The sequence below is a fragment of the Variovorax sp. P5_A3 genome, assembly GCF_056400665.1.
Genome location: NZ_JBFUKW010000029.1, coordinates 1 through 26,650 on the forward strand (window position 1 = coordinate 1; position 26,650 = coordinate 26,650).

Consider the following 26,650-nt stretch of genomic DNA (forward strand, 5'->3'; position numbering starts at 1 on the left):
TCGGGCACGAAGCGGCGCCAGTCGGGGCCGAGCACGGTTCGCAAGGCGACCACATCGCTGTGCGCAATGGCGTCGACGAAGGCCTGCGCCGCGGCATCGGGTGTCGGATAGGCCTTCTGCGCGAACGAAGATCCCGAGGCCAGCGACAGCGTGATCGCAACGGCAGCCGCACAGGACTTGAAAGTGGCGTGGAGGGACATGGTCCGGCCTTTCTGGTGGTTGGATGGCGTCATGCGAGTCTCCCGTCAGCGTCGGCCACCGCCGCCGCCGCGGCCACCACCGCCGCCGCCGCCCATTCGCGCGCCGCCGCCGCCACCGCCTCCACCGCTCATGCGTGCGCCGCCCCCTCCGGCGCTCGGGCGTGCACCGCCTCCGGAGCTTGCGCGAGCGCCCCCTCCGCCATGGTTCTGTGACATCGATTGGCGGCTGGCATCGCCGCGACTCGCCTGCTGGCGGGCCTGTCCACCGGCGTCGCCTGCACCGCGCAGGGCGTTGTCGCTGCCGCGCGAATTCACCCGGGACAGCCCCTGGTCGGCGCCACCGCGGCCGCCTGGCCCTCCTGCGCCACCCCCCGCGCTGGGTCGATCGCGTTCGCCCGCGCCGCCCGCCCCAGGCCTGCCGCCATCGGCACCGCCCGCGCCTGGCCGGTCCCGGCCCGCGCCGGCTGCGGCGTTCTGCGCACGTTCGCGCGTGGCCGGATCGTTGCGAAGCTGGTTGCGGCCCTGACCCGGATCCATGCCGCGCTGCTGCAACTGCGATTGCGCCTGCTGGCGCTGCGCATCACGTGCCGCAGTGTCGCGTCCGCGGTAGTCGGCGCGCTGGTTGGCGCCGGCCACGTTCTTCCCGAACTGCTGCCGGCTGGCCGAATCCCGGTAAGGCACCCCGCGCCGGTTGGCCGCGTTGTGCTGGAAGTTCGTCTGGCTGGCGTTGAGCTGCCGGCTGGCGTTGACGCTGTTGTAGCGGTTCACGTTCACGTTGACGTTGCCGCCGCCCCAATTTGCATTGCCCCAAAGCGCCGCGGTGGCCGCCACCCCGACGCCGAAAGCGATGCCGGTCGCAAGCGCTGCGCCGGGGTAGTAATAGGGCGCCGGTGGGTAGTAGTACGGCGGGTACGCTGGATAGGGCCATGCGCCGTACACCACGGTCGGGTTGTACGCAGGCACGTAGACCACCTGCGGATTCGTCGGCTCGATCTTGATCACCGTCTGCTGCGTCTGCGGCTCCTGCTCGACGATCACCTTCTGTTGGTCGGAGTTCTTGAGGCTGCCCGTCTTCTGCGCCTGGGCGCGCAGCCGCTGCGCCGAGTCGAGCACATCCTTGGACGAGGCAAGAAAGGCATCACCCAGGTTCTGCACCCAGTCCGGCTGGTCGCCCATCATCTGGAGCACCTGCGGAAACGCGACGAGCGACTGCACGCTCGGGTCCCAGGGCTGGTCGGCCACTGCCTTCAAGGCAGCGTCGCCCCTCTGGTCCGGGTGGGCCTTGGACCATTTGGCCGCATCGGCGACATCCGCCGGATACGTCGCGGCCATCAGCACCTGCGACAGCAGCGAATCGGGGTACAGCGCGATGGGCGCCATCATCTGATCGAGCTGCTCGCGGGAAAAGGTCGGCGCCTGCTGCGCACCGGCCAGCGCGGTGAGCAGCGAGGCGGCGAGCATCAGGGTCCGCGCAAACCGGACGGCGAAGGCACGCATGTCGCATCCTTGTTCAGGGCGGAAACGGCCCTGCAGGGCGCAGCATAGAAGGCCCATCCGCGCCCGGCTATTGCACCTAAGGGCAGCGTCCGGGCGGCTCGGCCCGGAGGATCAGCCCGCCAGCTCTGCGAGCAGGTCCTGGGCTTCCTCGTCGAAACCCGCTACCGGCTGCGCCTTGGCCAATGCCATCCACACCGGGAACGGCAGGCGCGGAAGGGCGCGGTGCACGGCCGATCGCGCCACCACGAGCCGATCTCCCTGCGCGACCAGCACGCCGCATTCCGAGGGGATCTCGTCGGGTTCGCCGACGGGTCTTCCCTTGGCGTCGCAGCCCAGCACGTACCAGCATTCGCCGCCCAGATCCAGATACGCTGCGCGCTTGTCGGGCTTGCGCAGGTCGCTCAACAGGTCCGCCCTGTTGACCTTGACTTCGTGAACGATCGGCTGCGCATAGGCCTCGACGCTGGTGTTGCGAATGGAGAACACATCCGGCCGCGCGATGCACCAGCGAGGCTTGCCGCCCTCTTCCGCGGCCGGCAGCCGTGCGCGCAGGCTCAGCCCGCGCCACGCCACGCGACCTGCGCGCGTCATCTCGCGCGCGACCTGCTCCACGAGCGCCTCGTGCCGCGACAGCACGGCACGATTGACGACCAGGCTGGTCGCGATGTGCGCGATGCCGGCATCGGACACCCGCACCGTCTCATGGCCGTGCCCCGATCGCACGCGCTCCAGCAGGCCGGCCGCCAGCAGGTCGACCTCGATGGCGTCGCAGCAGGGCCAGCCGGCCGATCGATACACCTCGCGCAACCGTCGCGCATGCACGCGTCCCAGTGACGCCGCGCCCGGAGGCGGATCGGCGACCGGTGGCGGCGCGCCGGGTTCGACGAGCGGTGGATCGGACGGCGGCGGGTCCACCGCGGGCGCGGGCGGCGGCGTGGCCGGAGGCGGCGGCGTCGGCAAGTCGGGCGCCGGTGGCGGCGGGCCGATCGGGGGGGGGGGGGGGGGGGGTTAGCGAAAAGAAGACGGCCGCGATGCCCCGAGGGGTGTATCCGCAGGTATTCACTACACTGCGCCGCATTCGAATCCAACAGCCGCCATGACTTCTTCTTCGTCCCCGGTGCAAGCCGACTTCCTCATCATCGGCGGCGGCATTGCCGGCGCTTCCGTCGCGTACTGGCTCGCGCCGCACGGCCGCGTGGTCATGCTGGAGCGCGAGGCACAACCCGGCTACCACTCCACCGGCCGCTCGGCGGCGCTCTTCATGGAGAGCTACGGCACGCCGCAGGTGCGCGCCCTCACGATGGCGAGCCGCGCGTTCCTGCAGCATCCGCCGGCAGGCTTCGCCGAGCATCCGTTGCTGACGCCGCGCGGCGCGATGATGGTGGCCGGCCCCGGACAGTCGGCCCAGCTCGAGGAACACTGGCAGGTGCTGCATGCCATGACGCCCGATGCCCGACGCCTGAGCAGCGAAGAGGCCTGCGCGATCGTGCCCGCGCTGCGGCCGGAGCGACTGATCGGCGCGGTGTACGAACCCGACGCCGCGGACATGGACGTGCATGCCATCCATCAAGGCTATCTGCGCGGCATGCGGCAGGCTGGCGGCAAGCTCGTGTGCGACGCGGAAGTGACCGCCATGGAGCTTGCGGGGGATCGGTGGCGCGTCGACGCAGGCGGCGCGGTGTACGAGGCGCCAGTCGTCCTCAACGCCGCCGGCGCATGGGTCGACGCCATCGCTCGACTGGCCAGCGTGCGCCCGCTGGGCATCGAGCCGCGTCGCCGTTCGGCCTTCATCTTCGCGCCGCCCGAGCACATGGACATCAGCGGCTGGCCGCTGGTGCATGGCGCCGACGAGGACTGGTACATCAAGCCCGACGCCGGCATGCTGCTGGGCTCGCCGGCCAATGCCGATCCGGTGGATCCGCAGGACGTGCAACCCGAGGAAATGGACATCGCCCTCGCGATCCATCGCATCGAGGAAGCGACCACGCTCTCGATCCGCAGGCCCACGCGCACCTGGGCCGGGCTGCGTTCGTTCGTGGCCGACGGCGACCTGGTCGGCGGTTTCGACGACGAGGCACCGGGCTTCTTCTGGATCGCCGCACAGGGCGGCTACGGCATCCAGACCTCGGCGGCGATGGGCGAGACCTGCGCGGCGCTGGCACGTGGCCTGCCCGTGCCTGCGCACCCGGCTTCCTTCGGGATCACGTCGCAGATGCTGGGGCCCGCTCGCCTCCGGTAGCCGCGCCCTCAGGCCCGTGCTTCCAGCACCGAACTGCGGACCGCATCCATCGAAGCTAGAAGAACCCGAGGCCGGCGACCACCATCAAGGTGATGCCGGCCGATACGCTGGCCCAATGCGCCACATTCGCGAAGAGATCCCAATCGCTGTAGCGGTCCTCGGCGCTTTGCACGAAGAACTCGGCGATGGGGTCGACAGTCCCGCTCTCGCCATCGATGTTCGGTCCTTGAACGTCCAGAATCATGGTTGCCACCTCGTGCATCGATGCTAGGGCGGTGGCGAAATCCGTTCGATGAAAACGACAGGCAGCATTGATGCGACCGAAACATCAATCAAAAGCGGTCAGGTAACCCACGCCGGTTGGCTTTCCGAAGCAGAATCCAGATGCATCAGGATGAACCCCAGCTGGAGGGACAAGATGGAACTGGAAGATCTCAACGCGCGGGTCCGGGCGCTCGAGTTGCGAGCCGTCGCCCAGACGGCGGCGATCGCGGTGCTGCTTCAGGAGCAGCCGAACGCGTCGGCCAAGCTGCACCTGGTCGCCGAGCACCTTGTCGACGCGCCGCCGATCCCGATGTCCGACGAGGACCTGGTCAAGGTGGCAGCGTACATACAGGCCATGCTCGGGGGTCCCTGGATCGATTGAGCGCAGGGAGTGGCTTCCCGCTTCACTGCCCTTTCGCCTGCTTCGCACTCAGCCGGTCGTACCCGCTCAACTCGAGGAAGCCTTCCCCCCCGACGTCTCCCGTGGCCTTGACCGCCCCTTCCCAATAGACGTTCCCGCTCGTCCCGCCCGAATCGAATTCGCTGTCGGGCACGAAGGGCTTGATGTCCAGCACGCCCGACGGCAGCTTGACCTTCCACTCGATCGGATACGCGATGCCCGTCCTCGGACTCGTCCACGTGCTGCCGGGCACCAGCGCGACTTGCCCCGGCTGGATCGGGACCGCACCCTTGGCGTTCGAGATCGTGCCCGCGGTCATGACGTTCCGGCGATCCATGTCGAACAACTCGTAGAGCATGACGTCGGACCCGTCCGCCAGGTGCAGTGCGAACCAGTTCCAGCCCAGGGTCAGGACATCGAATTCGCCCCACTGGTGGTCGAACCAGACGTCGCCGCTCACCTGCAGCGGCTTGCCGCCGACGACGATGGTGCCCTGCGCCGGGAGGCGCGGGCGCGAGTAGTAGTAGCTGATCCCGCTCTTGCCGAAGTCGAGCACGCCCGGCGTCTCCGAGCCGGGCGCGCGATGGGCGACGGCCGCGCCCGAATCGCCCAGGTCGAAAGCGATGGAGGCGCCGTCGAAGCTGGCCCGCAGAAGATGGGACGGCGGCGTCGCGGTGACCTGCCACTGCGCCTGCCTGAAATCGAAGCCGTTGACGACACCTGATGCGGGGACGCCGGCGGTGCGGACCTGGTTCACGAAGCGCTTGCCGCTCTGGAGATCGGTCAACGCCGCGTGCATGACGGTGTGCTTGATGAGCCCGTTCGCTACGAAGACGACCAGGTGGAACGCATAGCGCTCGCCCGTCTTCGCACCGAGGATGCCGTTGTAGTACCACCATTCCATCGCGGAGCCATGCGGCGCGTCGTCGGCGGGCAGACGCAGCGGTGGGAGCGCGGCGGTCCGCTCCACCGGCTTCTGGCTTGCCTCGGACGGCGCGGCGAGCGCCGGCACCGGCTCGGGCGGGGAGAGATAGACCAGGCTCGCGACGACGAGCACGCCGACAACCACCATTGCGGCGAAGAATGCCGCCAGGCCCTTCTTCCGCCTCCGCCCCCTGTAGGAGCGCGAGCCGCCAGAGGAAGAACGCCTCTGATTCTTGCGAGAGGGATCATCGGCATCCATGTCTGTACATCCTTCAACCTGGCGGGAGATTCATGCGACCGCGCAATGATGCACCGAAGTGCGCACGGCGACGATGCTAAATGCCGATCATGACGCCACGCACCTCGGCGCGCGGCGCTCAGATGGCGCGCCACGCATCGAGGCAGTGAGCCGCGAGCGCGGTGACCCAGAAGGGCTCACTCGGATCGAAGGCCAACCCGTACAGCGGACTGACTACAAAGCCCGCCTTCTCGAACGCCGACGGATCGTTCGCGCGGACGAAAGATGCCAGCGCGGCGAACGGCACGGCCACGTTGCCGAGGTTCACGACCTCCGCCTCCAGCGTGATCTCTTCCAGCCTGCCGCAGTCCTGAAAGCGGAAGACGACCGATCCATAGTCCATCTCGTTGAGCCCGACGCCGTTTCGGCAGGTCCTCGCGGGCACGCCGCGCAGCTTCACGACCTCCTCCCTGGAGGCCGAGAACGACGTTTGGTCGACACGAACGAAGGGTTCGAGATTCATGGCGTCGGCCAGTATGCACACCCTGCCCATCCGGGCAGTAGCGCCCGCCCCTTGTGCCTTCACACAATGAAGCCATCTAAGGAGCTCCTCATGGCCGACTCGATGTCTTCATCTCTCGAACAACTGTCCACGGCGATGGCCGATGCGGTGGCCGCGGCAGCCGGCAGCGTGGTGGCGGTACACACAGGACGCTCGCGTTCCAGTGGCTTCGCCTGGCGCGACGGACTGGTCGTCACCTGCGACGAGGCCTTGCCCGACGACGCGGAAGTGACGGTCCATCTGCCCGGAGGCGCAAGCACGAGCGCGAAGCTCGTCGGGCGGGATCCCGGCACCGACATCGCGCTGTTGCGCGTGGAAGGGGCATCGCCCTCCCTGATCGTGTTCGATGCGGCACCGGTGCGCACAGGCGCCATCGCGCTCGCTGTCGGCTCGCTGGCTGGCACGCCTGTGGCAGCGGCCGGTGTGGTCTCGGTGTCGGCCCCCGCCTGGCGCAGCCTGCGCGGCGGCGAGATCGATGCGCGGATCGAACTCGGGTTGACACTGCGGCGCCTCGCCGAAGGCGGCCTCGCGCTGGACGCGCAGGGCCGCGCCATCGGCATGAACGTGTTCGGGCCGCGTCGGCGCGTGCTCGTCATCCCGGGCGCGACGGTCGATCGTGTCGCAGCGCAGTTGGCCGCGCATGGCCGGGTGCCGCGAGGCTATCTGGGCGTGGGCCTTCAGCCGGTCAGGATCGAGCCCGAAGGCGTCGGTGCGATGGTCATGGCGATCGACCGCGATGGTCCGGCTGCGACCGCAGGCCTCCACCAAGGTGACGTGATCGTGGCCTGGAACGGTGAGCCGCTTCGCAGCGTGCAGGCGCTCCTGCGGGCGCTGGGTCCGGCCAGCGTTGGCACCGTCATCACGCTGTCTTTGCGGCGCGCGGGGCAATCCGTCGAGGCGAAGATCACCATTGGCGAAAGGCCGGCCGATTGATCAAGCGCGGCGTCACGGAACCGATCGTGATCGCGATCGACATCGCCGATGCGGAACTGTCGGAGCGCCTGCTCGCGTCACTGGCGGACGTGCCCGGCGTGCGTGTCGCGCAACGCGGCGAGCCGGCCGATGTTGCCGTGGTGCCCGCGGACGCAGCGCCTGCCGCCCCTGCCGATACGGCGCTGACCCCGCGCGAGCTCGAAGTGCTGGCGCTGATGGCCGAAGGCGCTTCCAACAAGTCCATCGCGCGTCGGCTGGGCATTTCGATGCATACGGCCAAATTCCACGTCGGCTCGCTGCTCGACAAGCTCGACGCCACCGGCCGCACGGATGCCGTGGCGCAGGCGGTGCGGCAGGGTGTCATCCATCTTTGAGAAAACCATGTTCGACGACTCCACACCCTCCCCCTCCGTCGAAGGCAGCGCGCCTCAACTGAACCAGGACGCCCTCATCGACGCCTATTCGCATGCGGTCGCAACAGTGGCCGACACTGTCGGTCCGGCCGTCGTACGCGTGCAGAGCGGCACGGCCGGCCGGCGTGGCGGCCTGGGCTCCGGCGTGGTCATTGCAGGCGACGGATTGGTGCTCACCAACAGCCATGTCGTCGGCGGCGCGCGGCGCGTGCGCATCGGGCTTGCGGAAGCGGCCGGAGACAAGGAAGCCGAAGTGCTCGGCGACGATTCCGCCACCGATCTCGCGCTGCTGCGCGTGGAGCTTCCACGCGGCGCGGTGACCGCGACGCTCGGGGATTCGAAGATGCTCCGGCGCGGCCACTTGGTGGTGGGCATCGGCAATCCGCTCGGCTTCGAGTCGACCATCACGGCCGGCATCGTCTCGGCGCTGGGTCGATCGCTGCGATCGCAGAGTGGGCACCTGATCGACGATGTGATCCAGACCGACGCCGCGCTCAACCCCGGCAACTCGGGCGGCGCGCTGGTGGCGGCATCCGGCCAGGTGGTGGGCATCAACACGGCCATGATCGCGGGCGCCCAGGGACTCGCGTTCGCGGTGTCGAGCAACACGGCGCGCTTTGTGATCGGCGAGTTCATCGCGCATGGCCGGGTGCGGCGCGCGCATCTTGGCATCGCCGCGCAGACCGTGCCTCTGCCAAGGCGCGTGGCGCTGGCCGTCCATTCGGGCGCCAACGCCGTGCGCGTCGGCGAAGTGCAGCCCAGTGGCGCCGCGGACCTGGCCGGCCTGCGCGTGGGCGACATCCTCATCGCGCTGGACGACGTGGTGGTCGGCGGTGCCGACGACCTCTTGCGCCTGCTCGGATCGGACCGCATCGGGCGTCCGGTGGAAGTGTCGCTGCTGCGCGATGGCCGGCTCGTCACACGGACGGTGACGGCGCAGGAGCGACCCGTGCCGACTTCAACGCGGCGGTAGACCGGGCGCCTGGGCGATCGCCGCCTCGACGTCGCGGTGGAACTTCGCCGAGCACCACTCGGTGGCGCCGAAGTGCAGCACTCGGTTCACGCCGCTGGCCAGCGTGGACTGTGCCGAGACGCCGAGCGCGAAGTCTTCGTCGAGCGCGCTCCAGAACGAATCGATGTTCTTGCGCCAATAGTTCACCGACTTCTCCGTCTTCGGCATCTCGGGAATCAGCGTGCTACCGAGCACCCGTGAGCTGCCGATCCCTTCGGGCAGCACCGTGAAGACATTGGCATGGTCGCCCTCGTGCAGGATGAAAGTGGCCGGAAAGAAGAAATAGATGATGTTCGAATGCGGCCCCACCTGCCATTCGCTCGTCGCCTGGTCGCGCAGGCTCTCGATGCTGCGCTTGGGCAGGAAGATGCGATGGTGCTGGCCGTCGTGATCGGCCATCAGCAGGTTGTCGTAGAACAGCGGCGCGATGCTGTCTCGATGGGCGTACTGGAAGTGGTAGGTCTCCAGGTTGGCTTCGAAGGGAATCTTCCAGTTCGCGGCATTGGGGAATTCGCGCCGGTGAAAGGGAATCCAGCTGTCGTAGCCCCATGAACGCAGATCCGTGCCGAAGCGGCCCAGCCAGGCATCGATGTCGAGCACTGCGTCGTCATGGTTGTTCGCCACGTGCGGAACCACCCAGACGAGGCCCAGCGCCTCGGCCGCGGGCAGGCGCGCCAATGCGCAATCCGAAGCCGGTGCATGCGGGAAATCCTCGCCATGCGGCCGCCCGCGCAACGCACCGTCGAGGCCGTAGGTCCAGCTGTGATATGGACACACAAGCACGCGCTGGCTGGACGCACCCGGTGGCTTCAGCCGCGCGCCGCGATGCCGGCAGGCGTTGATGAAGGCATTGATGCGGCCCTCTCCGTCGCGCACGATCAGGAGAGGCAGGCCTGCGACGTCGACGGCCAGCGAATCGCCCGGTTGCGCGAGCGAAGCGGAGGGGCACAAGGCGAGCGGGTAGCGACGGAAGAGGACTTCCACTTCGCGTTCATAGCGCTCTGGGTCCAGATAGCGCTCGACGGGGCTCGCAGTGGATTCGCCGCGTTCGCTGCCTTTGCTATCGATAAGCGCCATGGCGCGCCGGATCAGCGCGACCTGTTCCGCATGAAGCATGAATAGACCTCGGTTTGTTGCTCGCCTCCGCCGCATCATTCCAGAAATACCGCGGATCCGGCTCCGCCGGTCCGCCGGTATTGCCCCCTGCAAGGGGGTGGAGAGCGACACGAAGTGCGCGAGCCTGGGGGTTAGTGAAAATCCCGACTCTTGTTGACCTCGGCAAGACGTCCGAGCATTGGTGTGAGGTCCCTGAACCCCGTCGCCACCAGATGCCTCACCTCGCCCCCGCTGTCCACGTCCCGCTGCCATGTGCCTTGCACCGCCAGCAGCGTCGACTTGAGCAGCGGCTCGCGCCAGGCTTCGATCACGTGGCTCCAGACGATCACGTTGACGTTGCCGGTCTCGTCCTCGAGCGTGACGAAGATGGTCCCCTTGGCAGTCTGCGGGCGCTGGCGGCCCTTGACGATGCCGCAGGCGCGCACGGTCTGGCCGCTGGGCAGCGAGCGCAGTTGCTCCGCGCTCATCAGGTTCATCCGGGCGAGCCGTGAGCGCAGCAGTGCAAGCGGGTGACGGCGCAGCGTGAGGCCGAGCGAAACATAGTCGCCGAGGATCTCTTCGCCCTCGGGCGCGGCGGGCAGTTGCAAGGCGGGCTCGTGGATCGGCACACCCTTGAGCAAGGCGGGTGCGCGGCGCTGGGCGGTGGCGTCCCACACCTGCTGGCGGCGATGGCCCGAGAGCGACATCAATGCATCGGCGGCGGCCAGTGCGGCCATGTCCTTGGCGTCGAGTTCGGCGCGCAATGCCAGGTCTTCGGCGCTGGTGAAAGGCGACTGCGCGCGTGCGGCGAGCAGTCGCTTGGCGCCAGCCTCGCTGAGGCTACCAACCAGCTTGAGACCCAGGCGCACGGCGGGCTGATTGGGACGGCCCGTGCGCTGGGCGAATTGAGGGCTTGTGCCGGGCGGGGACTGCCCCCATCCCGACCTTCCCCCAACGGGGGAAGGAGAAACTGGTTCGAGGGCGCTCTCCAAGTCACTCGCCGTGACATCGACAGGCCGCACCTCCACGCCATGGCGCCGCGCGTCCTGCACGAGCTGCGACGGGCTGTAGAAGCCCATCGGCTGCGAATCGAGCAGCGCTGCCAGGAAGCAGGCGGGCTCGTGGCGCTTGAGCCAGCTGCTGACGCAGACCAGCAGTGCAAAGCTCGCAGCATGGCTTTCGGGAAAGCCGTAATCGCCGAAGCCGAGGATCTGCTTGAAGATCGATTCGGCAAAAGCGGGCTTGTACCCCTTGCGAAGCATGCCGTCCACGAGCTTGTCGTGGAACTTGCCGAGGCCGCCCTTGCGCTTCCATGCGGCCATGGCGCGGCGCAGTTGATCGGCTTCGTCGGCCGTGAATTGCGCAGCGATCATGGCGATCTGCATCACCTGCTCCTGGAAGATCGGCACGCCCAGCGTGCGCTCCAGGGCAGGCCGCAGCTCATCGTTCTCATAGAGGATGGGGAGCCTCTTGCGCACCCGATCGCGCTGCTTGAGGTAGGGATGGACCATGCCGCCCTGGATGGGCCCCGGCCGCACGATCGCGACCTCGATCACGAGGTCTTCGTAGCTGCGCGGCTTCAGGCGCGGCAGCATCGACATCTGTGCCCTGCTCTCGATCTGGAAGACGCCGACGGTATCGGCATCGCAGATCATGTCGAACACTTCGTGGTCGTCGTTGGGAATCTGGTGCATCTGCAGCGTCGTTCCGCGCCACTGGTTCATGAGTTCGAGCCCGCGTCGGATCGCGCTGAGCATGCCCAGCGCGAGCACATCGACCTTGAGCATGCCCATGGCCTCGAGGTCGTCCTTTTCCCACTGGATGACGGAGCGGTCTTTCATCGAGGCCTTTTCCACCGGCACCAGGCGCGTGAGCCGCGTATGGGTGAGCACGAAGCCGCCGACGTGCTGGCTCAGGTGGCGCGGGAATCCCTTGAGCTCGCAGGTGAGTTCGATCCACTGCTGCAGCTTGAGCGGGTCTTCCTGCACCTCCGCGCGCAGGGCCGCGGCCTGCAGTTGCTCGCCGAGCACGGTCTCGTCGAACCAGTAGTGGTCCTTGGCGAATTCGTCGACCAGCCGCGCATCGACGCCGAGCGCCTTGCCCACGTCGCGCAATGCGCTGCGCGAGCGATAGCAGATCACGACTGCGGCGATGGCGGCGCGCTCGCGGCCGTACTTCTCGTAGATGTACTGGATGACCTCTTCCCGCCGCTGGTGCTCGAAGTCGACATCGATGTCGGGCGGCTCGTGGCGATGACGGCTCAGGAAGCGCTCGAACAGCAGGTGGCCCGTGTCAGGATTGATCGAGGTGATGCCGAGGCAGTAGCACACGGCCGAATTGGCCGACGAGCCGCGGCCCTGGCAGAGGATGTCTTGCGAACGGGCGAAGCGCACGATGTCCTCGACGGTGAGGAAGAACATCTCGTACTCGAGTTCGAGGATCAGTTGCAACTCGCGCTCGAGCAGCCGGGACACCTTCTCCGGGATGCCTTCCGGATATCTCCCCCGTGCGCCTTCCCAGGTCTTGCGCACCAGCGTCTGCGCCGGCGTTTCCCCGTTGCCCACGCTTTCGAGCGGGTACTTGTAGTTCTCCCGGATCACCTCGGGATCGAAGTGGCAGCGCTCCGCCACCCGGAGCGTGTTCGCGAGCATCTCGTGGGTGTAGAGCCCGGCCAGCCGCACGCGCAGCCGCAGGTGCCGCTCGGCATTGGACTGCAGCGCGAAGCCGCATTCGGCCACGGTCTTGCCTTCGCGCACGGCCGTGAGCACATCCTGCAGCGGCTTGCGCGCGCGTGCATGCATGTGCACGTCACCGGCTGCGACGAGTGGTACACCGGCACGCTCGCCCGCCTCGACCAACGCGACGAACCAGAGGTCGTCGTCGAGTTCGTTGAGCATCTCGACCGCGAGCCAGAGGTTGTCGCTGAACAGCGTCTTCGCCGCCGTCAGGTCTTCGTACAGCGTGGCGACATCGACCTCGCCGCCGGGCTGTCGATGGGGCACGAGAAGAATCTGGCAATGCTGCAGCGAGGCGACATCGCTGCCGTCCCAGCTCACGCGGTATTCGCCCTTTGGCAGTTCGGTGGTGCGCGCGGCGGTGATGAACTCGCAGAGGTTGCCCCAGCCTTCGGTGTCGTTCGCGATCACGACGAGCCTGAAGCGCTCGAAGCGGAATTCGCTGCCGAACAGCAGGCGGAAGTCCGGGTTGCGCGGGATCGGCGGCTCCTCGGGATGTTCGCGCTCGTAGGTGTCGAGCTTGGCGGGCAGTTCGCGCAGGCCGACATGTGCGCGGACCACGCCGGCCACCGAGCATTCGTCGGTGATCGCGAGCGCCGCATAGCCGAGCTGGTAGGCGCGTTCGACCAGTTCCTCGGGCGTGGATGCGCCGCGCTGGAAGCTGAAGTTCGTCAGGCAGTGCAGCTCGGCATACCCAGGCAGGCCCGGCACGGGCGGTTGCCGTTTCGGCAACGCATGCATCGGGGCGAGCTTGAGCGCCAGGATCTTCTTGTCGCTGAGTTCAGGCATAGAGGCCTTGCAGGTACCAGCGCACCTCGTCCGATGCAAAAGAGGCTGCCGGGCGCTCGCGGAAGATCCAGACCAGGCCGGCCTCGGGGCTTTCGGCGACGTAGTAGTCGCGCACGGCGGGGCGACCACCGTCTTCCACGCCACCCCACCAGCCGGCCTCGACCCGCTGCGGTCCGATCAGGCGGCGCAGCGGTCCGCGGTAGCACGGGCGCTCGCCATCCATGTCGAGGCGCACCGGCTCCGCCAGTAACCAGGCAGGGTAGATGGCATCACCCCCAGGCTCGCGGACTTCGTGTCGCTCTCCACCCCCTTTCAGGGGGCAACACCGATGGCCCGGCGAAGCCGGTTCCACGGTGTTTCGCGAAGGGGTCTCGCTGCGCTGACCTGGCTTGCTGGCTTGCAAGGCGGGGTGCCATGTTTGTTTGCGTTCGGGGCGGTGATCGGCCTGCGGCTTGGGCATGAGCACCTGCTGGGGGCCGAGCCTCGCGCTGAGTCGTTCGACCATTTCATGGAACCTGTCGCCCTTGCGGTTGTCCTCGGGCAGGAAGCTCGCGCTGGCGCCGGTCCACGGATCGGTTTCGAGCGAGCGCAGCCGCAGCCAGCTCGCGGGTGCGGCGAGCGTGGTGAGCGCCAGTTTCTCGGCCAGCAGGCGGCGCAGGTGCGCCATGTCCTGCGTGGCCTCGGCAGTGCGCACGGTGATGTGCTGGTGCGGCGGCAGGTTTACGCCGTTGAGGCGCTTGAGGTCGAGTGTCCATTGCAGTTCGAGCGCGCGCGCGCCGCGCTGACGGGCGCGCAGCCAGATCTGCAGCGCCGACAGCAGGCGGTTGGCCGACCACATGAGTTCGGGTGCGCCTTCGGCCAGTGCGGGCAGTTCGAGCTTCTGCTCGAACACATCGGGCAGCGTGAGCCAGCGATGGCTTTCGGGGCGCAGGCCGTAGGCCGCATCGAGCGCCGTACGCAGATCCTTGCCGAAGCGCCGCGTGAGACCGCCGCGCGGCAGTGCCGCCACGTCGCCCCAGCTGCGGCAGCCAAGGTGCGCCAGCACCTCGAGGTGATCGCGCGCAGCGCTCAGCGTGTCGAGCGGCAGGCCGGACGGCACATCGGCCGGAGGTTGCTCGCCGCGCGCGAACATCCGCAGCCGCGCGAGCGCGATGAGGCAGGTCGCGCCCTGCGCCTGCTGCACGCGCACCGGTGCGGGATTGAGGCTCAGGATCTGCCGCATCAGGCCCAGCCGGCCGCCCCACAGCCGCTCGCAGGCGGACACCTCGAGCAGCAGCGCCTCGTCGACCCAGGTGACGCGCGGGGTGAACTGCAGCGCCCACCAGCCGAGCGCCTCACCGGAGGGCATGGGCTTTTCGTTCTCCGCCTCAGGCTGCGGCCAGCGCAACGCGATCCAGTGCATGTCGTTTTCCCTGGTGGAGGTCGATGCGCACCACCGTTGCCGCGCTGTCGCTGTCGCTTTCGTGCAGCACGCCTTCCTGTTGCCGGCGCAGCTTGCGCCGTAGCTGGCTCGCCGCCAGCAGCGCGGCCATGCGTTCGCTGCATGCCGGGAGCTGGATGGGCGAGGCCAGCGGCGGACCGCGGCGCTTGAGGATGTGAAGGTCGAGCCGCGACCTGTCTTCCTCGCAGAGCGCTACCTGCAAGCGCAGACGCGCCGGCGACGTGGAAGACGCAGAACTCGCCGGCCGAAGCACGAACAGCAGGGCTTCGTGCTGCGCCGCCGCAAGCTGCAGCCGCCGCAGATCGCCCATGCGCGCCTGCGGCAGCCACGCCAGCACGGCGGCCACGTCGGCGCAGCGCAGCGCCTGTTCGCACGCCCAGAGCCGTGCGGCGGCGGCTTCGCTGCGAATCCACAGCAACGATTCGACCGGCAAGCCGTGCGCCGACAGCGAAGGGCCGAAAGGTTCGTGGGGCGCGCCGATCAGCGCCACCGGCCCGGTGCCGGCCTGCACCGCTTGCGCCAGGGCCGGCAGCAGCAGTTGCCATGAATGTGCCTCGGGCGCGGACTGCAACAGCTCCGTCATCGCCCCGACCGGCCAGCCGCCACCCGGCAACTGCGCATCGAGCACGGCATGGCCGGTGGCAATGACCTGCGCATCGGCCATGCCCAGCTCATCCCCGCGCCAGACCTTGTGCCGCGCGGAGGGTGAGAAAGAGTCGAAGGAAGGGAGGCCCATGATGAATTGAATGACTGTATTTTTATACAGTATTCTTGGCTCACATCACGATTTTTTGTCCACACACCCTTCATGCCTCTTCGATTCCATTTATGGGATAAATTGCATGTCAGCACATGAGCTGACATGGACATCGTCCGCGCTCGAATGAGGGCAGCCGAAACACTGGCCAAGGGAGACTTCCTTCGTGACGCCCTCATTCGCACTCACCCGCAGCCGCCTTCTGCGCCTGGGCGCCGCACTGTCGCTCTCCGCCGCATGGCCGTTCCGCGCATCCGCCCAAACCCCGGGAGCCGTCCGCATGAACACCCGCCCCATCCCCTCCACCCGAGAAGCCCTGCCCGTGGTCGGCTGCGGCACCTGGATCGGCTTCGACGTCGCGGCCGGCAGCGCCGAGTACCAGCGCCTGCCGGGTGTGCTCGATGCGCTGTTCGCCGCGGGCGGCAAGGTGATCGACAGCTCGCCGATGTACGGCCGCGCCGAAGCGGTGACCGGCGAACTCCTGGCCGCGTCGAACCAGCGGGCCAAGGCCTTCCTCGCGACCAAGGTGTGGACCAGTGGCCGCGACGCCGGAATCGCCCAGATGGAACAGTCCTTCGCGCGTCTGCGCACCGACCGCATCGACCTGATGCAGGTGCACAACCTCGTCGACTGGCGCACACACCTCAAGACCCTGCGCGGCTGGAAGGACAAAGGCCGCGTGCGCTACATCGGGATCACACACTACACCTCATCGGCCTACGCGGAGGTCGAGGCCGTGCTGCGCGCCGAGAAGCTCGACTTCCTGCAGATCAACTATTCGTTCGACGCGCGCGAAGCGGCGCAACACCTGTTGCCACTGGCGGCGGAACGCGACGTGGCGGTGATCGTCAACATGCCCTTCGGCGGTGGCGGCCTGCTGCGGAGACTGCGCGACAAGCCCCTGCCCGCCTGGGCCGGCGAGATCGGCTGCACGAGTTGGGCGCAGGTGCTGATCAAGTTCGTGCTCAGCCATCCCGCAGTGACCTGCACGATTCCCGGCACAGGCCGGCCCGAGCACATGGCGGACAACGCGGCGGCCGGCGCGGGCGCGTTGCCGGACGCGGAGTTCTGGCGGCGCAACGCGCCCACCATCGGCGGCTGAAACCGCGGTCGCTACTGCTCGAACTTCAGCTTGTGTTGCCTGACGGTCGACCCGAAGGCGTCGTACTGCGTGCGAAAGAAGGCAGCGAACTTCTCCGGGCTCATTCCGTAGCCTTCAAAACCCTGCTGCACGAGTTGCTCGCGCACCTCGGGGCGTTGCAGCGTCTTCTGCAACTCGCTGGAGAGCTGGTCGAGAATCGCCGTCGGCAAGCCCGGCGGTCCGAAGAAGCCCGCCCAGGGTGTGATCGTGAGTTTGCCCAGCCCCACCTCGCTGGCCGTCGGCACGTCGGGCAGCAACGCACTGCGCTGCGGTTGCAGCGTAACCAGCGCGCGGACGCGCCCCTCCTTCACGAAGCTGGGCGCCAGGGTGCCCGTGGTGAACATCATGTGGATCTGCCCGCCCAGAAGATCGGTCATGGCCTGCATGTCGCCCTTGTAGCGCGCGTTGACCACCTTGCGTTCGCCCAGCAGTTGCAACATCGCGAGCTCGGATGCGCTGTTGCTCGAAGCCGAGTTGTAGCCGCCGGGCTTGGCCGCGACCATCGCCAGCAGTTCGTTGACACTCTTGACCGGCAGGTCCGAGGGCACCACGAGGAACATCGAGAACTGGCCTGCCGAACTGATGGGCGTGAAAGACTTGAACGGGTCGTAGGGCGGATTCGGCCGCAACGTGGGCGCGGCCACCATGGCCGTGTTGGTGCCCATGAGCAGCGTGTAGCCGTCGGGTGGCGCGCCCGCCACCGCCTGCGCCGCGAGGATGCCATCGGCACCGGGCCGGTTCTCCACGATGACCTGTTGCCCCAATTGCTTGGACAGGCCCTGCGCGATGATGCGCGCGAGCGCGTCGGCGCCGCCGCCCGGCGCGAAGCCGACGATCATTCGCACCGGCTTCTGCGGATAGACGTCCGCGCTCCACGCCGCGGTCCCCGGCACGGCCAGCACGCCGCCAACGGCCATTGCTGCCCAATGATTGAAGCTTCTGCGTTGCATGTCTGTCTCCTTGCGCGTCGCGCCGGTTGGGTGAGACCTACTCCAGCGGCGTCGCAGGCTCGGTGCGGACGAGCACCGCCCCCTGCGACAGCGCGCCGACGTTGCGGCGGTACTGCTGCAGCCATCCGATGTCGTGGACCGGCGCCGGCGCCTTCCAGTTCGAACGGCGGATCTGGAGCTGCTCATCGGTCAGCGCCACATCGAGGCGGCGGCGGTCGAGGTCGATGGTGATGCTGTCGCCGTCTTCCAGCAGTCCGAGCGGGCCGCCTGCCGCTGCCTCGGGCGACACCTCGGCCACCACCAGCCCCTTGCAGACGAGACCTGACAGATGTCCGTCTGTCAGGAGCGCGACCTCGTCGCCCAGACCGGCACCGTCGATCGCGAAAACTACGCGGGATGCGCCACCCCCCATCGCCGGGCCGCCGCACACGCCGGCACCGCGCATCACCACGACGTGGCCAGGACGGATGGCTCCTTCCTTCAGGGCTGCGATGGCACCGTCGGCACTCCAGAAACACAAGGCCGGGCCGGTGAAGCACCGCACCTTGCGCTCGACGATGCCGGTCTTGATCAGGCCCGACTCGGGTGCAAGATTGCCGCGCAGCAGCACGATCGCCGGATGCGGGGCCACCGGACTGTCGATGGGATGGATCACCTCGGGGTTCGCCACCGTGGCGTGTCGCAGGTTGTGGGCGACGGTGTGGCCGGTCACGGTGAGCCCGCCGGTGTCCAGCAACGGCTCCAGTTGCTTCATGAGCGCGAGGCAGCCGCCCGCGGCTTCGAACTGTTCGATGGTGTGCTCGCCAATGGGCCGCACACCCGCGAGCACCGGCGTCGCGGGGCCCAGGCGTTCGAAAAGGCCATAGACGTCCACGCCGCATTGCCCCTCCGTCGACACCGCCTGCAGATGCTTGGCCGTATTGAGCGAACCGCCGACGGCCAGCACCGCGCGCACCGCGTTGGCGAAGGCACCGGGCACGAGGATGTCGCGGGGCTTGAGGTCATCCCACACCATCTGCACGATGCGCGCACCGGCTGCACGCACGTCGGCCATCATCTTCGGGCTCAGTGCCGCCACCGGCGCGCTGCCGGGCAGCGCCATGCCGAGCGCTTCGCAGACGATGTGCATCGAATTCGCGGTGCCCAGGCCCGAACAAACGCCCGGGCCGCGAATCGCCTCGCGGCTCATGCCCACCAGTTCCTCCACCGGCAGCTTGCCGGTGACCGCATGCATCGCGCCGATGAACACTTCCTCGATGTCCATGTGATGGCCGCGATACTCTCCGCTGGGCTGGTAGCCGCAAGGGACCAGCAGTGTCGGAATGTTCAGGCGCGCCGCGGCCATGAGTTGGCCCGGCACGGTCTTGTCGCAGGAAGTGAGGCAGACCATGCCGTCGAGTTGCGCGCCCTCGACCGCCACTTCGATGTCATTGGTCACCAGGTCGCGCGCGGCCAGCATGTAGGCGCCACGCGCGCCCGCGCCGGTGATGAAGTCGCTGGGCGCGGCAGTGCGGATCTCGAAAGGCACGCCGCCCGCCGCGCGGATCGCGGCCTTGATCTCGGCCGCCACCTTGTCGAGATGGCTGAAGCAGGCCGCGAGTTCGGATGAGCTGTTGACGATCGCGATCTTGGGCTTCTCGCAGTCCTCCTCGGGGATGCCGAGCGCTCGCCAGTGCGCGTTGCGCACCGACCAGAGATAGGAGCCGCGCGGGAAGTTGCTGCGCAGGGGACGAGGTGTGGTCATGGGTTGGGTCATGGTGTGATTTCCCCCTTCGTGAGGCACCGCGGAACTGGCTCTGCCAGGCCGCTGGTGTCGCCCCCTGCGAGGGGGTTGGCGGCTACACGAAGTGAGCAAGCCTGGGGGTGGTCCTTTTTCGTGATTTCGACCACGCCGCGGTCCGCATCCACGCGCACCCAGTCGCCAGTTTCGATGCATTCGAGCGGGTCGCGGTCGAAGTCGGTCAGCGAAGGCGCATGCGTCACCACGGCGCCGAGCGCGATCTTGGTGGTCATCTCGTTGAACAGCATCGCCGCGGGCGCCGTGCCCATCAGCCTCGCGAGATGGAACATCGCCGACCAGCCCGAGGACCCCTTGGCGCCCGGGAATACCAGCACCTTGCCCGCGAAGGATTGGCCGCGCAGTTCATGCCGCGTCTCGACGATCGTGCCGGTGCGGGGGTCGATGCCGCCCCAGCCCGAAATGCGGTCGCGCGTGACGAGCGCCTCGCCCTCGACGACACCGCCCACCACCTTGCGGCCTTGCAGCGTCAACAGGGCCTTCTCGGCGAATGCGGCATTCATGCGCCGCCTCCGTTCCAGCGCCCGGTACAGGCGGCATCGATGCACTCCGCCGTGGTGCCGAACCAGGCCTGCACGCCGAGAATCGCGGGGAGGTAGTGCGCCTGCTTGGCGGAGTCGAGCGCCACGGTCCGCGTGCCCTTGGGCACGGCGCGGCTCATGGCCGAGCAGCTGTCGGACATGATGATGCCGCCCGCGTCCTCGATGATCTTCGTGTAGCCGTTGCGGTCGGCCAGCGACTTGATGGCGCGCGGCGTGAAGATCCACAGCTCGCAGTTCTCATGCACCTTGCGGCCTTCGATGAGCTGAGCAGCCTCCCAGATCTGCTCGATCGTGTAGTGCGGACAGCCCAGCATCACGTACTGGATCTCGGCGTCCCTGCCGGTGGCGTTGATCTTCTCGTAGGTGGCGCGGCGCTCGGCCTCACCGTAGCGCAGCACCTCGACCGGCGCCTTGCCGCCGAGCGCCTGCTCCAGCGTCAAGGCCTCCGGCGTGACGCCGACGATGTGGTACATCTCGACGCCCCCCGACGACGAGGCGGCCGCACCGAAGTGCTTGAGCCGTGGCAGGTTCGGCACGCGGCCGATGCCGCGCCGGCTGTGGATCACCGGCACGCGCTCCTGGACCCGGTCGCCCATGTAGTAGCCGAGCAGGCCCCAGTCCTGCACGGACTCGACGTCGATATCGAGCTCCACCACATGCGAGGCCAGACGGTTCTCGTCGAGGTGATAGCCCCAGTACGGAATGCGCCCGGTCAGCATGGCCGCGCCAGTGCTCTCGCGGCCTTCGGTGTTGGTGCGCGCGCCGAGCACCGAGTTGCAATAGACCACCGCCGAGGACTCCATCCACGCGCAGTGCTCGCCGCGCGTCGGGATGTTGCCCACCTGGTAGGGCGTGCAGGTGTTCATGATCTGCGCGCCGAGGCCGGCGGCATGCCGTTCGCTTCGGTTGTAGAACTGGACGATTTCCTCGCTCACTCCCATGCGCTCGGGCTGTCCGGGATCGAAGCCGAGCTGCAAGTGGCTGGTGAAGGTCTTGAACTTCGGGATCGTCACCACCTCCTGGCTGTCGAGGCTGAATTCGGAGAACACCGCATCCATGCCGCCCTTGTCCAGCGCGAAGTCGCGCTGGAAGGGTGTGCTCGAAGTGATGGTGGCGCAGACGTTGTGCGTCTCGACCAGGCGCTCGGCGCCGAGGGCTTCGCCGTAGCGCATCAGCAGGTCCATCGCCTTCTGCGCGGCCGGGCCGTCGCGGCCGTCCAGCATGGCTTTCTCTTCATCGCTCAGGTACATGGCTTGCCTCTGTTCCCGGCACGTGGCCGCCGATGTTGCGTGCGATCTCCAGCGCGATCTCGCGCAGGCGCGGCGCGAATTCGTTGCGCAGTCGCTCCTCGGTGAAGACGAAGGCCGCGCCGCCGCAGTTGAGCGCCATGATCTCGTTGCCCGGACCGACCAGGGGCACCGACACCGAATTGATCTCGCGATGGAATTCGCCGAGCGACAGGCAGTAGCCCAGCCGCTTCGCCTCGCCGATGGCGGATGCCATGCCCGGCGCCAGGGTGTCCCATTCCGGGCCGCGCAGCAGGCGCAGCGAATCGACGAGTTGCGTACGCGCGGCATCGTCCAGCGCCGAAAGGTAGGCCCTGCCGAGCGCCGAATTGGGCAAGGGCGCGCGCGAACCCACGTCCAGCCGCGGCGCGAGCATCGAAGTGCGCGGGCGGCAGGCCTCGATCAGCACCATCTCCATGCCGTCGCGCACCGCCAGGTAGACCGAAGCGCCCACCCCCTCGGCCATGGCCTGCATGCTGGGCCGCGCCACTGCACGCACGTCGAGGCTGCCGAGGAACACCCGCGCCAGCGAGACCACGCCGGGGCCGAGCATGAAGCGATCGGCGACGGGCGCGGCCTTGAGCATGCCCTGTGCGAGCAGGGTGGCGACCAGGCGATTGACGGTCGGCCTCGGGATGCCGGTGATGCGCGCCACTTCGGCGTGGCCCAGCACCGGGCGCTCCTCGCTGAAGCAGCGCAGCACCGAGATGCCGCGTTCCAGCGCACTGACGGTATCCGGGCGATCGGCCCGCGATTCGGGCTCGGCGGGGTTGGCGAAGGTGTCGGTCTTGTCTGCGGGCATCGGGAAATCCTTGAAGGTGTTCCCCGCCATTGGAGCAGTCGCTGCGCCCCCGGTGTGATTCACGGCGGACATGATTCAGGCGACCGCGATGCGGCCTCCGGCTGCAAGGTCGGTCTCCTCGCCGGCCTCAGCACCGGGCCGCAGGTACACGCCCTGCTGCAGCAGGGCCGCCTGCAGGGCGCCGATATCGACCGCCCGCGGCGCGATGCGTCCTTCAGCCGCGAGGGCGGCGGCCGTGCCGGCAGCCTGGCCCGTGATCCAGCACTGGGGAATCTCGCGCATGAAGCCGTGCGAATTGCGATCACACGAAATGTGACGCCCGCAGGCGAGCAGGCCATCGAGCTGCCGGGGCACCAGTGCGCCGTAGGGGATCGAGATGTTGGGGAACTTGGGCGACACCGCCGGCGACACGCCCACCTCGTCGGCCAGCGGCCGGCCCTCGGGCCACTGGCTGCGCAGCACCGCGCCGACGCCGCTCAGTCTTCGTGCGTGGCGCACGCCGATCTGTGGAGCGCTCAGCAACATGTAGGCGCTCTCGAAGCCCGGCGCGTGGGCCCGAAAGTAGTCGAGATGAGCAGCCATCGCGCGGTGGGATCGCACTTCCACCGCGGTCAGGTCATCCACGTCGAGCGCCGAGTAGCCGGACTGGCGCGGCCCCATGAACAGCGCGATGTCATTGCGCCAGGATACAAAAGGACGCTCGAACAGGCCGAGCTGCTCCCGCCCGCGCGCCATGAAAGCGGCGAAGGCCTCGGGCTGACCGGCCTTGAACTCGATCCAGCGATTCATGTCCACGCCGCCGAACAGCCAGGAGGTGTTCATGCAGTGGTGCACGTCGGCCTCCTCGATGTCGTTCACGAAGGCCGCGCCTGCACGTGCGAACAGGTCGCCGTCGCCAGTGGCGTCGACCACCACGTCGGCCATGATCGCCATGCGGCCTTCCTTGCTCTCGAACACCACGCCCTTGACCACGCCGTCCTGCACGATGGGCACGGCCGCCCACGAGTGATAGATGAGCTTGACGCCGCGCTCCACGACGATCTCCTGCGACAGCAGCTTGAGCCGCTCGGGATCGATGGTGGGCGACCACGTGACGATGCCGTGATAGGCGGCCGTGCGGTGTGACCAGTGCGCGGCCTTCCGGGCGTCCTGCGAGCCCCAGTCGCCGCGAGCGGGACCGGCGACAGCATCCACGGGCAGGCGGTCGAAGAGCTCTTCGGCGAAGCCGCGGATGACCAGCTTGCCTTCCCAGTCGGTCATGCGATCGATCCAGATCACCAGGCCGCCGGTGGAAAGACCGCCCAAATGGTTGTAGCGCTCGAGCAAGGCGACGTCGGCGCCCTGCCGGGCGGCCGCTGCCGCCGCCGCCGTGCCCGAAGGGCCGCCGCCCACCACCAGAACGCCACAGCGGTGGTAGATCGGAATGTCCCGGCCCGGCTCCGACCACGCGCCGTGGTCGGGCCGCTCGACACGGCCATCGCGATCGAAGATGTCGGAGCTGAGGATGCGCTCATCGGTGCGGACGACGGTTTTCATGAGTTCGTTGATTGCCAGATCATTTCATCGTATTTTGGACTTCAAGTTCATTTAGTCAACAAATATGGTGCAACTTCAGGGTTTACCATGACATTTATCTAACATTAATGATTTGATAGTCCATAAAATCTAACGAAAAGTTGGAGACAGTCATGGACGTTCTGGATGGTTCACGGCGCACCTTCGCCATGCTGGCGGGCGCCGCCCTGCTGACCTTCTCGCCGCTTGTGGTGGCGCAGGCGTTCCCCGTGAAGGGCAAGCCGATCCGCATCGTGGTGGGCTTCACCGCTGGAGGCGGTACCGACGCGCAGGCGCGCATCGTGGCGCAGAAGCTCGGCGAGGTACTGGGCACCGGCGCGATCGTGGACAACAAGCCCGGCGCCAGCACGATGCTGGCTGCCAGCGAAGTGGCGCGTGCGGTACCGGACGGCCATACCCTGCTCTATGCGCCTTCGTCGACCATGGCGCAGAACCCGCACACGCTCTCGCAGGTGCCGTACGACCCGTTCAGGGACTTCACCCCCATTTCCATGGGCGGACGCGGTCCGCTCGTGCTCTCGGTCAGCAGTACCGTGCCGGCGAACAATGCCCGTGAACTGGTGGCCTACGTCAAGGCCCATCCCGGCGAGGTCAGCTATGCGTCCTTCGGTGCCGGGACTTCGTCGCACATCTACGGCGAGGCCTTCGCCCAGCAGGCCCGGCTGGATGCGGTGCACGTTCCTTACAAGGGCGGCTCCGACGCGGCGAAGGATCTGATCGGCGGCCGGGTTCAGTACATGTTCGACTCGGCTTCCTCGGCCATCATCGCCGCCGGCACCGGCAAGGTAAAGATCGTCGCGGTCGCTGCGGCGGCCCGTATCCCGGCGCTGCCGGACGTTCCCACGCTCGCCGAGCAGGGCGTGGTCGGGCTCGACCTGCCGAGTTGGCTCGGCTTCTACGGGCCGGCGCGGATGCCAGCGCCGGTGGTCGCCAAGCTGAATGCGGCGCTGGCGCAGGTCCTGGCCATGCCGCAGGTCCGGGACCTCTATCGCCAGGGCGGCTACGAGGCAGCAGCCACGACGCCGGAAGAGTTCGCCAACATCACCCGTTCCACCTACGACCGCTGGGGCGCCCTCGTGCAGCAGGTCGGCCTGACGAAGCAATGAGAGCGGCAGACCGCCGCACCGAAAGCCCCATGACCATGAAGTTGACAATCGCCACCGCCATCACCCGTCGCAGCGCTACCGCCTGGATCGCCATGTGCCTCGCCTCCTCCGCAGCCATGGCCGGGTCACCGCCGTTCCCGGAGAAGGGAAGAACCATCCGTATCGTGCTCGGCCTGGCAGCAGGTGGGGCTTCGGACGCGCAAGCGCGATTCGTGGCCAACAAGCTGACCGACGTGCTGCAGACACCCGTCATCGTCGAGAACCGGCCGGGGGCCAGCTTCATCCTCGCGACCGAGGAAGTGATCCGCGCCGCGCCCGATGGCTACACGCTCATGTACGCACCATCGTCCGTGGTGGCACAGAACCCGCAGACGCTGGCGCAGGTGAGGTACGACCCGTTCAAGGATCTGACGCCCATCTCGCTCGGCGCCCGCGGTCCGCTGGTCCTGACCGTGCACGCCAGCGTGCCCGCGAAGACCGTGCCCGAACTCATTGCGTACATCAAGGCCAACCCCGGCAAGCTGGGCTATGCATCCTTCGGCACCGGAACTTCGTCGCACATCTACGGCGAGGCCTTCGCCCGGCAGGCCGGGCTGGATGTGGTGCACGTGCCGTACAAGGGCGGCTCCGACGCGGCCAAGGACTTTCTCGCAGGCCGTGTGCAGTACTACTTCGATGCGGCGCCCAATGCGATCCAGAACGCAGCGACCGGCAAGGTGCGCATCCTGGCCGTGGCCGCGCCGCGCCGCAGCCCGATGCTGCCCGACGTGCCCACCATGACGGAACAGGGCGTGACCGGACTCGACATGGCTAGCTGGCTCGGCTTCTACGGACCGGCGCGCATGCCCGCGCCGGTGGTGACCCGCCTCAATTCGGCGCTGGCACAGGTGCTGGCCATGCCCGCCACGCGCGAATTCTTCCGCCAGGGCGCGTACGAAGCCGAATCATCGAGCCCCCAGCAACTGGGCGAACTCACCCGGCAGACCTACGACGAATGGGGCGACATCATTCGCAAGCTCGGGCTGACGAAGCAGTAGCCCGCGTGTGATTCAGGCGAGGAAACGCAGCAACTGTGCGTTGACCTCATCCGCGCGCTCGAACTGCGCCCAGTGGCCGGCGCCGTCGATCACCACGGCTTCGCGCTGCGGGTGGCCGGCTGCGAGTTGCGCAACGAGCGGGCGCGAATCGGCGGTCACGTCGTATTCGCCCCAGATCAGAAGCTGCGGCCCCCCGATGGCATCCAACGCCGCTTGCAGACCGCCCGCGAGCGAAATCTCCTTGCTGCGGAAACGCGTGCCGTGGCAGGAGATGTCGTGGATCGCGAAGGCCAGTGCATCGATGGTGGCCTTGTCGTACAGCATCAGCGCGGCCAGGTTGTGCAGAAGCGCCGCACGTTCCTGATCGCGATCCTCGGCGGCGCGCCAGTTGACCATCTCCACCGACATGCGGCGCAGCGTGCCGTGTCCGCCGCTGCCCAGCAGGGCCAGCCGGCGGATGCCGCCGCGTCGGGCGCCGAACTTGGCAGCCACGAGGCCGCCGAAGGAGAAACCGCCGAGATCGATCTCGGTCTGCTCGCCGATCAGGCTATCCAGCGTTGCGGAGAGCGCATCGAGCAAGGGATCGACCGGCGCCTGGCCCGACGCCGGTTTCGGCGGCGTGTCGGAGTCGTGGAAGCCCGGCAGGTCGGGCAGCCACAGCGTGTGCTGGGCCGAGAGCGCCTCGACATTGCGCAGCCAGTGCATCCAGCTCCCATGGCCGCCGTGCAGCAGCACCAGCGGCGGATGCGTAGCGTCATTGCCGAAGCAACGCCAGTGCACGCGCACGCCGCCATGCTCGGCATCGTGGTGACTGGCCAGCGCATCGATGCGCGCGATCAGCCGGAGCGCATCGGCTTCCGCGTGGGGGTCGAAGGTCGAGAAGTAAGGCACCGGTGCATTGTGCCGCGCACCGG

The 26,650-nt window shown here is 67.9% G+C and carries 24 protein-coding genes and 1 pseudogene; 8 read left to right on the forward strand and 17 right to left on the reverse strand.

What is annotated here, in order from left to right; translation table 11 throughout:
- The 3 genes from AC1D3B_RS30585 to AC1D3B_RS30595 all read right to left on the reverse strand — a co-directional run.
- A partial coding sequence (locus tag AC1D3B_RS30585) for a DUF2950 family protein (protein WP_478194435.1) occupies positions 1-233 on the reverse strand: 233 nt, incomplete at its 3' end.
- 12 nt (positions 234-245) lie between these two features.
- The gene (locus AC1D3B_RS30590; RefSeq protein WP_478194436.1) at positions 246-1,697 is read right to left on the reverse strand and encodes a DUF3300 domain-containing protein; all 1,452 of its coding nucleotides are present in this window, start codon (positions 1,695-1,697) and stop codon (positions 246-248) included.
- 111 nt (positions 1,698-1,808) lie between these two features.
- Entirely contained in the window at positions 1,809-2,657 is an 849-nt protein-coding gene (locus tag AC1D3B_RS30595) for a hypothetical protein (protein WP_478194437.1), read from the reverse strand.
- Between the two features lie 136 nt (positions 2,658-2,793).
- Here AC1D3B_RS30595 and AC1D3B_RS30600 point away from each other — a divergent pair, with 136 nt between their 5' ends.
- Positions 2,794-3,936 (forward strand): NAD(P)/FAD-dependent oxidoreductase, encoded by a 1,143-nt coding sequence (locus AC1D3B_RS30600; protein ID WP_478194438.1) that lies wholly within the window; start codon positions 2,794-2,796, stop codon positions 3,934-3,936.
- A gap of 55 nt (positions 3,937-3,991) precedes the next feature.
- On the opposite strand, the gene AC1D3B_RS30605 is transcribed toward AC1D3B_RS30600, so the two are convergent.
- Positions 3,992-4,180: a hypothetical protein gene (locus AC1D3B_RS30605; protein WP_478194439.1), complete on the reverse strand. Its 189-nt coding sequence runs from the start codon at positions 4,178-4,180 to the stop codon at positions 3,992-3,994.
- Positions 4,181-4,354: 174 nt separating this feature from the next.
- Between AC1D3B_RS30605 and AC1D3B_RS30610 the strand changes: the two genes are divergently transcribed.
- Complete coding sequence (locus AC1D3B_RS30610; RefSeq protein WP_478194440.1) at positions 4,355-4,582, forward strand: hypothetical protein; 228 nt, start codon at positions 4,355-4,357, stop codon at positions 4,580-4,582.
- Positions 4,583-4,604: 22 nt separating this feature from the next.
- Here AC1D3B_RS30610 and AC1D3B_RS30615 read toward each other — a convergent pair whose 3' ends face one another.
- On the reverse strand, positions 4,605-5,672 hold the full coding sequence (locus tag AC1D3B_RS30615) for a lipocalin family protein (protein ID WP_478194441.1): 1,068 nt from the start codon (positions 5,670-5,672) through the stop codon (positions 4,605-4,607).
- A 229-nt stretch (positions 5,673-5,901) separates the two neighbouring features.
- Positions 5,902-6,285, reverse strand: a complete 384-nt coding sequence (locus tag AC1D3B_RS30620) for a hypothetical protein (protein ID WP_478194442.1) — start codon at positions 6,283-6,285, stop codon at positions 5,902-5,904.
- Positions 6,286-6,375: 90 nt separating this feature from the next.
- Here AC1D3B_RS30620 and AC1D3B_RS30625 point away from each other — a divergent pair, with 90 nt between their 5' ends.
- From AC1D3B_RS30625 to AC1D3B_RS30635, 3 genes are read left to right on the forward strand one after another with little or no spacing between them, the layout of a single operon-like run.
- Positions 6,376-7,257 (forward strand): S1C family serine protease, encoded by an 882-nt coding sequence (locus tag AC1D3B_RS30625; RefSeq protein WP_478194443.1) that lies wholly within the window; start codon positions 6,376-6,378, stop codon positions 7,255-7,257.
- Between the two features lie 26 nt (positions 7,258-7,283).
- Positions 7,284-7,631 carry a response regulator transcription factor gene (locus tag AC1D3B_RS30630; RefSeq protein WP_478194444.1) on the forward strand — a complete coding sequence of 116 codons (348 nt, stop codon included), beginning with the start codon at positions 7,284-7,286 and terminating at the stop codon, positions 7,629-7,631.
- Between the two features lie 7 nt (positions 7,632-7,638).
- On the forward strand, positions 7,639-8,643 hold the full coding sequence (locus tag AC1D3B_RS30635) for a S1C family serine protease (RefSeq protein ID WP_478194445.1): 1,005 nt from the start codon (positions 7,639-7,641) through the stop codon (positions 8,641-8,643).
- Here the strand turns inward: AC1D3B_RS30635 and AC1D3B_RS30640 are convergent.
- The 4 genes from AC1D3B_RS30640 to imuA all read right to left on the reverse strand — a co-directional run bounded on the left by AC1D3B_RS30640 (position 8,629) and on the right by imuA (position 15,478).
- On the reverse strand, positions 8,629-9,798 hold the full coding sequence (locus AC1D3B_RS30640) for an aromatic ring-hydroxylating oxygenase subunit alpha (RefSeq protein WP_478194446.1): 1,170 nt from the start codon (positions 9,796-9,798) through the stop codon (positions 8,629-8,631). The two genes, AC1D3B_RS30635 and AC1D3B_RS30640, sit on opposite strands and share 15 nt — an antisense overlap.
- Before the next feature lie 131 nt (positions 9,799-9,929).
- Complete coding sequence (locus AC1D3B_RS30645; RefSeq protein WP_478194447.1) at positions 9,930-13,301, reverse strand: error-prone DNA polymerase; 3,372 nt, start codon at positions 13,299-13,301, stop codon at positions 9,930-9,932.
- On the reverse strand, positions 13,294-14,703 hold the full coding sequence (locus AC1D3B_RS30650; RefSeq protein ID WP_478194448.1) for a Y-family DNA polymerase: 1,410 nt from the start codon (positions 14,701-14,703) through the stop codon (positions 13,294-13,296). Before AC1D3B_RS30650 ends, AC1D3B_RS30645 begins: the two co-directional genes overlap by 8 nt.
- A complete protein-coding gene (gene imuA / locus AC1D3B_RS30655; RefSeq protein ID WP_478194449.1) occupies positions 14,669-15,478 on the reverse strand; it encodes a translesion DNA synthesis-associated protein ImuA in 810 nt (269 codons plus the stop codon). Before imuA ends, AC1D3B_RS30650 begins: the two co-directional genes overlap by 35 nt.
- A 301-nt stretch (positions 15,479-15,779) precedes the next feature.
- Here imuA and AC1D3B_RS30660 point away from each other — a divergent pair, with 301 nt between their 5' ends.
- A complete protein-coding gene (locus AC1D3B_RS30660; protein ID WP_478194450.1) occupies positions 15,780-16,601 on the forward strand; it encodes an aldo/keto reductase in 822 nt (273 codons plus the stop codon).
- A gap of 11 nt (positions 16,602-16,612) precedes the next feature.
- Here AC1D3B_RS30660 and AC1D3B_RS30665 read toward each other — a convergent pair whose 3' ends face one another.
- The 6 genes and pseudogenes from AC1D3B_RS30665 to AC1D3B_RS30690 form a co-directional block, all read right to left on the reverse strand.
- Complete coding sequence (locus tag AC1D3B_RS30665) at positions 16,613-17,590, reverse strand: Bug family tripartite tricarboxylate transporter substrate binding protein (RefSeq protein ID WP_478194451.1); 978 nt, start codon at positions 17,588-17,590, stop codon at positions 16,613-16,615.
- A 37-nt stretch (positions 17,591-17,627) separates the two neighbouring features.
- Complete coding sequence (gene ilvD / locus AC1D3B_RS30670; RefSeq protein WP_478194452.1) at positions 17,628-19,346, reverse strand: dihydroxy-acid dehydratase; 1,719 nt, start codon at positions 19,344-19,346, stop codon at positions 17,628-17,630.
- 113 nt (positions 19,347-19,459) lie between these two features.
- Positions 19,460-19,891: pseudogene (locus AC1D3B_RS30675) on the reverse strand (aconitase X swivel domain-containing protein); the annotation flags it as partial.
- A complete protein-coding gene (locus tag AC1D3B_RS30680; RefSeq protein ID WP_478194453.1) occupies positions 19,888-21,180 on the reverse strand; it encodes an aconitase X in 1,293 nt (430 codons plus the stop codon). The pseudogene AC1D3B_RS30675 and the gene AC1D3B_RS30680, both read right to left, overlap by 4 nt.
- The gene (locus AC1D3B_RS30685; protein WP_478194454.1) at positions 21,164-22,018 is read right to left on the reverse strand and encodes an IclR family transcriptional regulator; all 855 of its coding nucleotides are present in this window, start codon (positions 22,016-22,018) and stop codon (positions 21,164-21,166) included. Before AC1D3B_RS30685 ends, AC1D3B_RS30680 begins: the two co-directional genes overlap by 17 nt.
- Before the next feature lie 75 nt (positions 22,019-22,093).
- Positions 22,094-23,554 (reverse strand): FAD-dependent oxidoreductase, encoded by a 1,461-nt coding sequence (locus AC1D3B_RS30690; RefSeq protein WP_478194455.1) that lies wholly within the window; start codon positions 23,552-23,554, stop codon positions 22,094-22,096.
- Positions 23,555-23,706: 152 nt separating this feature from the next.
- Between AC1D3B_RS30690 and AC1D3B_RS30695 the strand changes: the two genes are divergently transcribed.
- Both AC1D3B_RS30695 and AC1D3B_RS30700 read left to right on the forward strand, forming a co-directional pair.
- Complete coding sequence (locus tag AC1D3B_RS30695) at positions 23,707-24,699, forward strand: Bug family tripartite tricarboxylate transporter substrate binding protein (RefSeq protein ID WP_478194456.1); 993 nt, start codon at positions 23,707-23,709, stop codon at positions 24,697-24,699.
- A gap of 35 nt (positions 24,700-24,734) precedes the next feature.
- The gene (locus tag AC1D3B_RS30700; protein ID WP_478194494.1) at positions 24,735-25,736 is read left to right on the forward strand and encodes a Bug family tripartite tricarboxylate transporter substrate binding protein; all 1,002 of its coding nucleotides are present in this window, start codon (positions 24,735-24,737) and stop codon (positions 25,734-25,736) included.
- Between the two features lie 12 nt (positions 25,737-25,748).
- Here the strand turns inward: AC1D3B_RS30700 and AC1D3B_RS30705 are convergent, their stop codons facing one another.
- A complete protein-coding gene (locus AC1D3B_RS30705; RefSeq protein WP_478194457.1) occupies positions 25,749-26,627 on the reverse strand; it encodes an alpha/beta fold hydrolase in 879 nt (292 codons plus the stop codon).
- Positions 26,628-26,650 lie beyond the last annotated feature (23 nt).

Bases quoted from the DNA above. Each gene is read 5' to 3' on its own strand.
- ilvD (WP_478194452.1), bottom strand. From the start codon at position 19,346: ATGACCCAACCCATGACCACACCTCGTCCCCTGCGCAGCAACTTCCCG.
- AC1D3B_RS30600 (WP_478194438.1), top strand. From the start codon at position 2,794: ATGACTTCTTCTTCGTCCCCGGTGCAAGCCGACTTCCTCATCATCGGC.
- AC1D3B_RS30660 (WP_478194450.1), top strand. From the start codon at position 15,780: ATGAACACCCGCCCCATCCCCTCCACCCGAGAAGCCCTGCCCGTGGTC.
- AC1D3B_RS30625 (WP_478194443.1), top strand. From the start codon at position 6,376: ATGGCCGACTCGATGTCTTCATCTCTCGAACAACTGTCCACGGCGATG.
- AC1D3B_RS30635 (WP_478194445.1), top strand. From the start codon at position 7,639: ATGTTCGACGACTCCACACCCTCCCCCTCCGTCGAAGGCAGCGCGCCT.
- AC1D3B_RS30700 (WP_478194494.1), top strand. From the start codon at position 24,735: ATGAAGTTGACAATCGCCACCGCCATCACCCGTCGCAGCGCTACCGCC.
- AC1D3B_RS30650 (WP_478194448.1), bottom strand. From the start codon at position 14,703: ATGCACTGGATCGCGTTGCGCTGGCCGCAGCCTGAGGCGGAGAACGAA.
- AC1D3B_RS30620 (WP_478194442.1), bottom strand. From the start codon at position 6,285: ATGAATCTCGAACCCTTCGTTCGTGTCGACCAAACGTCGTTCTCGGCC.
- AC1D3B_RS30685 (WP_478194454.1), bottom strand. From the start codon at position 22,018: ATGCCCGCAGACAAGACCGACACCTTCGCCAACCCCGCCGAGCCCGAA.
- AC1D3B_RS30590 (WP_478194436.1), bottom strand. From the start codon at position 1,697: ATGCGTGCCTTCGCCGTCCGGTTTGCGCGGACCCTGATGCTCGCCGCC.
- AC1D3B_RS30645 (WP_478194447.1), bottom strand. From the start codon at position 13,301: ATGCCTGAACTCAGCGACAAGAAGATCCTGGCGCTCAAGCTCGCCCCG.
- AC1D3B_RS30610 (WP_478194440.1), top strand. From the start codon at position 4,355: ATGGAACTGGAAGATCTCAACGCGCGGGTCCGGGCGCTCGAGTTGCGA.
- AC1D3B_RS30640 (WP_478194446.1), bottom strand. From the start codon at position 9,798: ATGCTTCATGCGGAACAGGTCGCGCTGATCCGGCGCGCCATGGCGCTT.
- AC1D3B_RS30690 (WP_478194455.1), bottom strand. From the start codon at position 23,554: ATGAAAACCGTCGTCCGCACCGATGAGCGCATCCTCAGCTCCGACATC.
- AC1D3B_RS30615 (WP_478194441.1), bottom strand. From the start codon at position 5,672: ATGGTGGTTGTCGGCGTGCTCGTCGTCGCGAGCCTGGTCTATCTCTCC.
- imuA (WP_478194449.1), bottom strand. From the start codon at position 15,478: ATGGGCCTCCCTTCCTTCGACTCTTTCTCACCCTCCGCGCGGCACAAG.
- AC1D3B_RS30605 (WP_478194439.1), bottom strand. From the start codon at position 4,180: ATGATTCTGGACGTTCAAGGACCGAACATCGATGGCGAGAGCGGGACT.
- AC1D3B_RS30680 (WP_478194453.1), bottom strand. From the start codon at position 21,180: ATGTACCTGAGCGATGAAGAGAAAGCCATGCTGGACGGCCGCGACGGC.
- AC1D3B_RS30695 (WP_478194456.1), top strand. From the start codon at position 23,707: ATGGACGTTCTGGATGGTTCACGGCGCACCTTCGCCATGCTGGCGGGC.
- AC1D3B_RS30665 (WP_478194451.1), bottom strand. From the start codon at position 17,590: ATGCAACGCAGAAGCTTCAATCATTGGGCAGCAATGGCCGTTGGCGGC.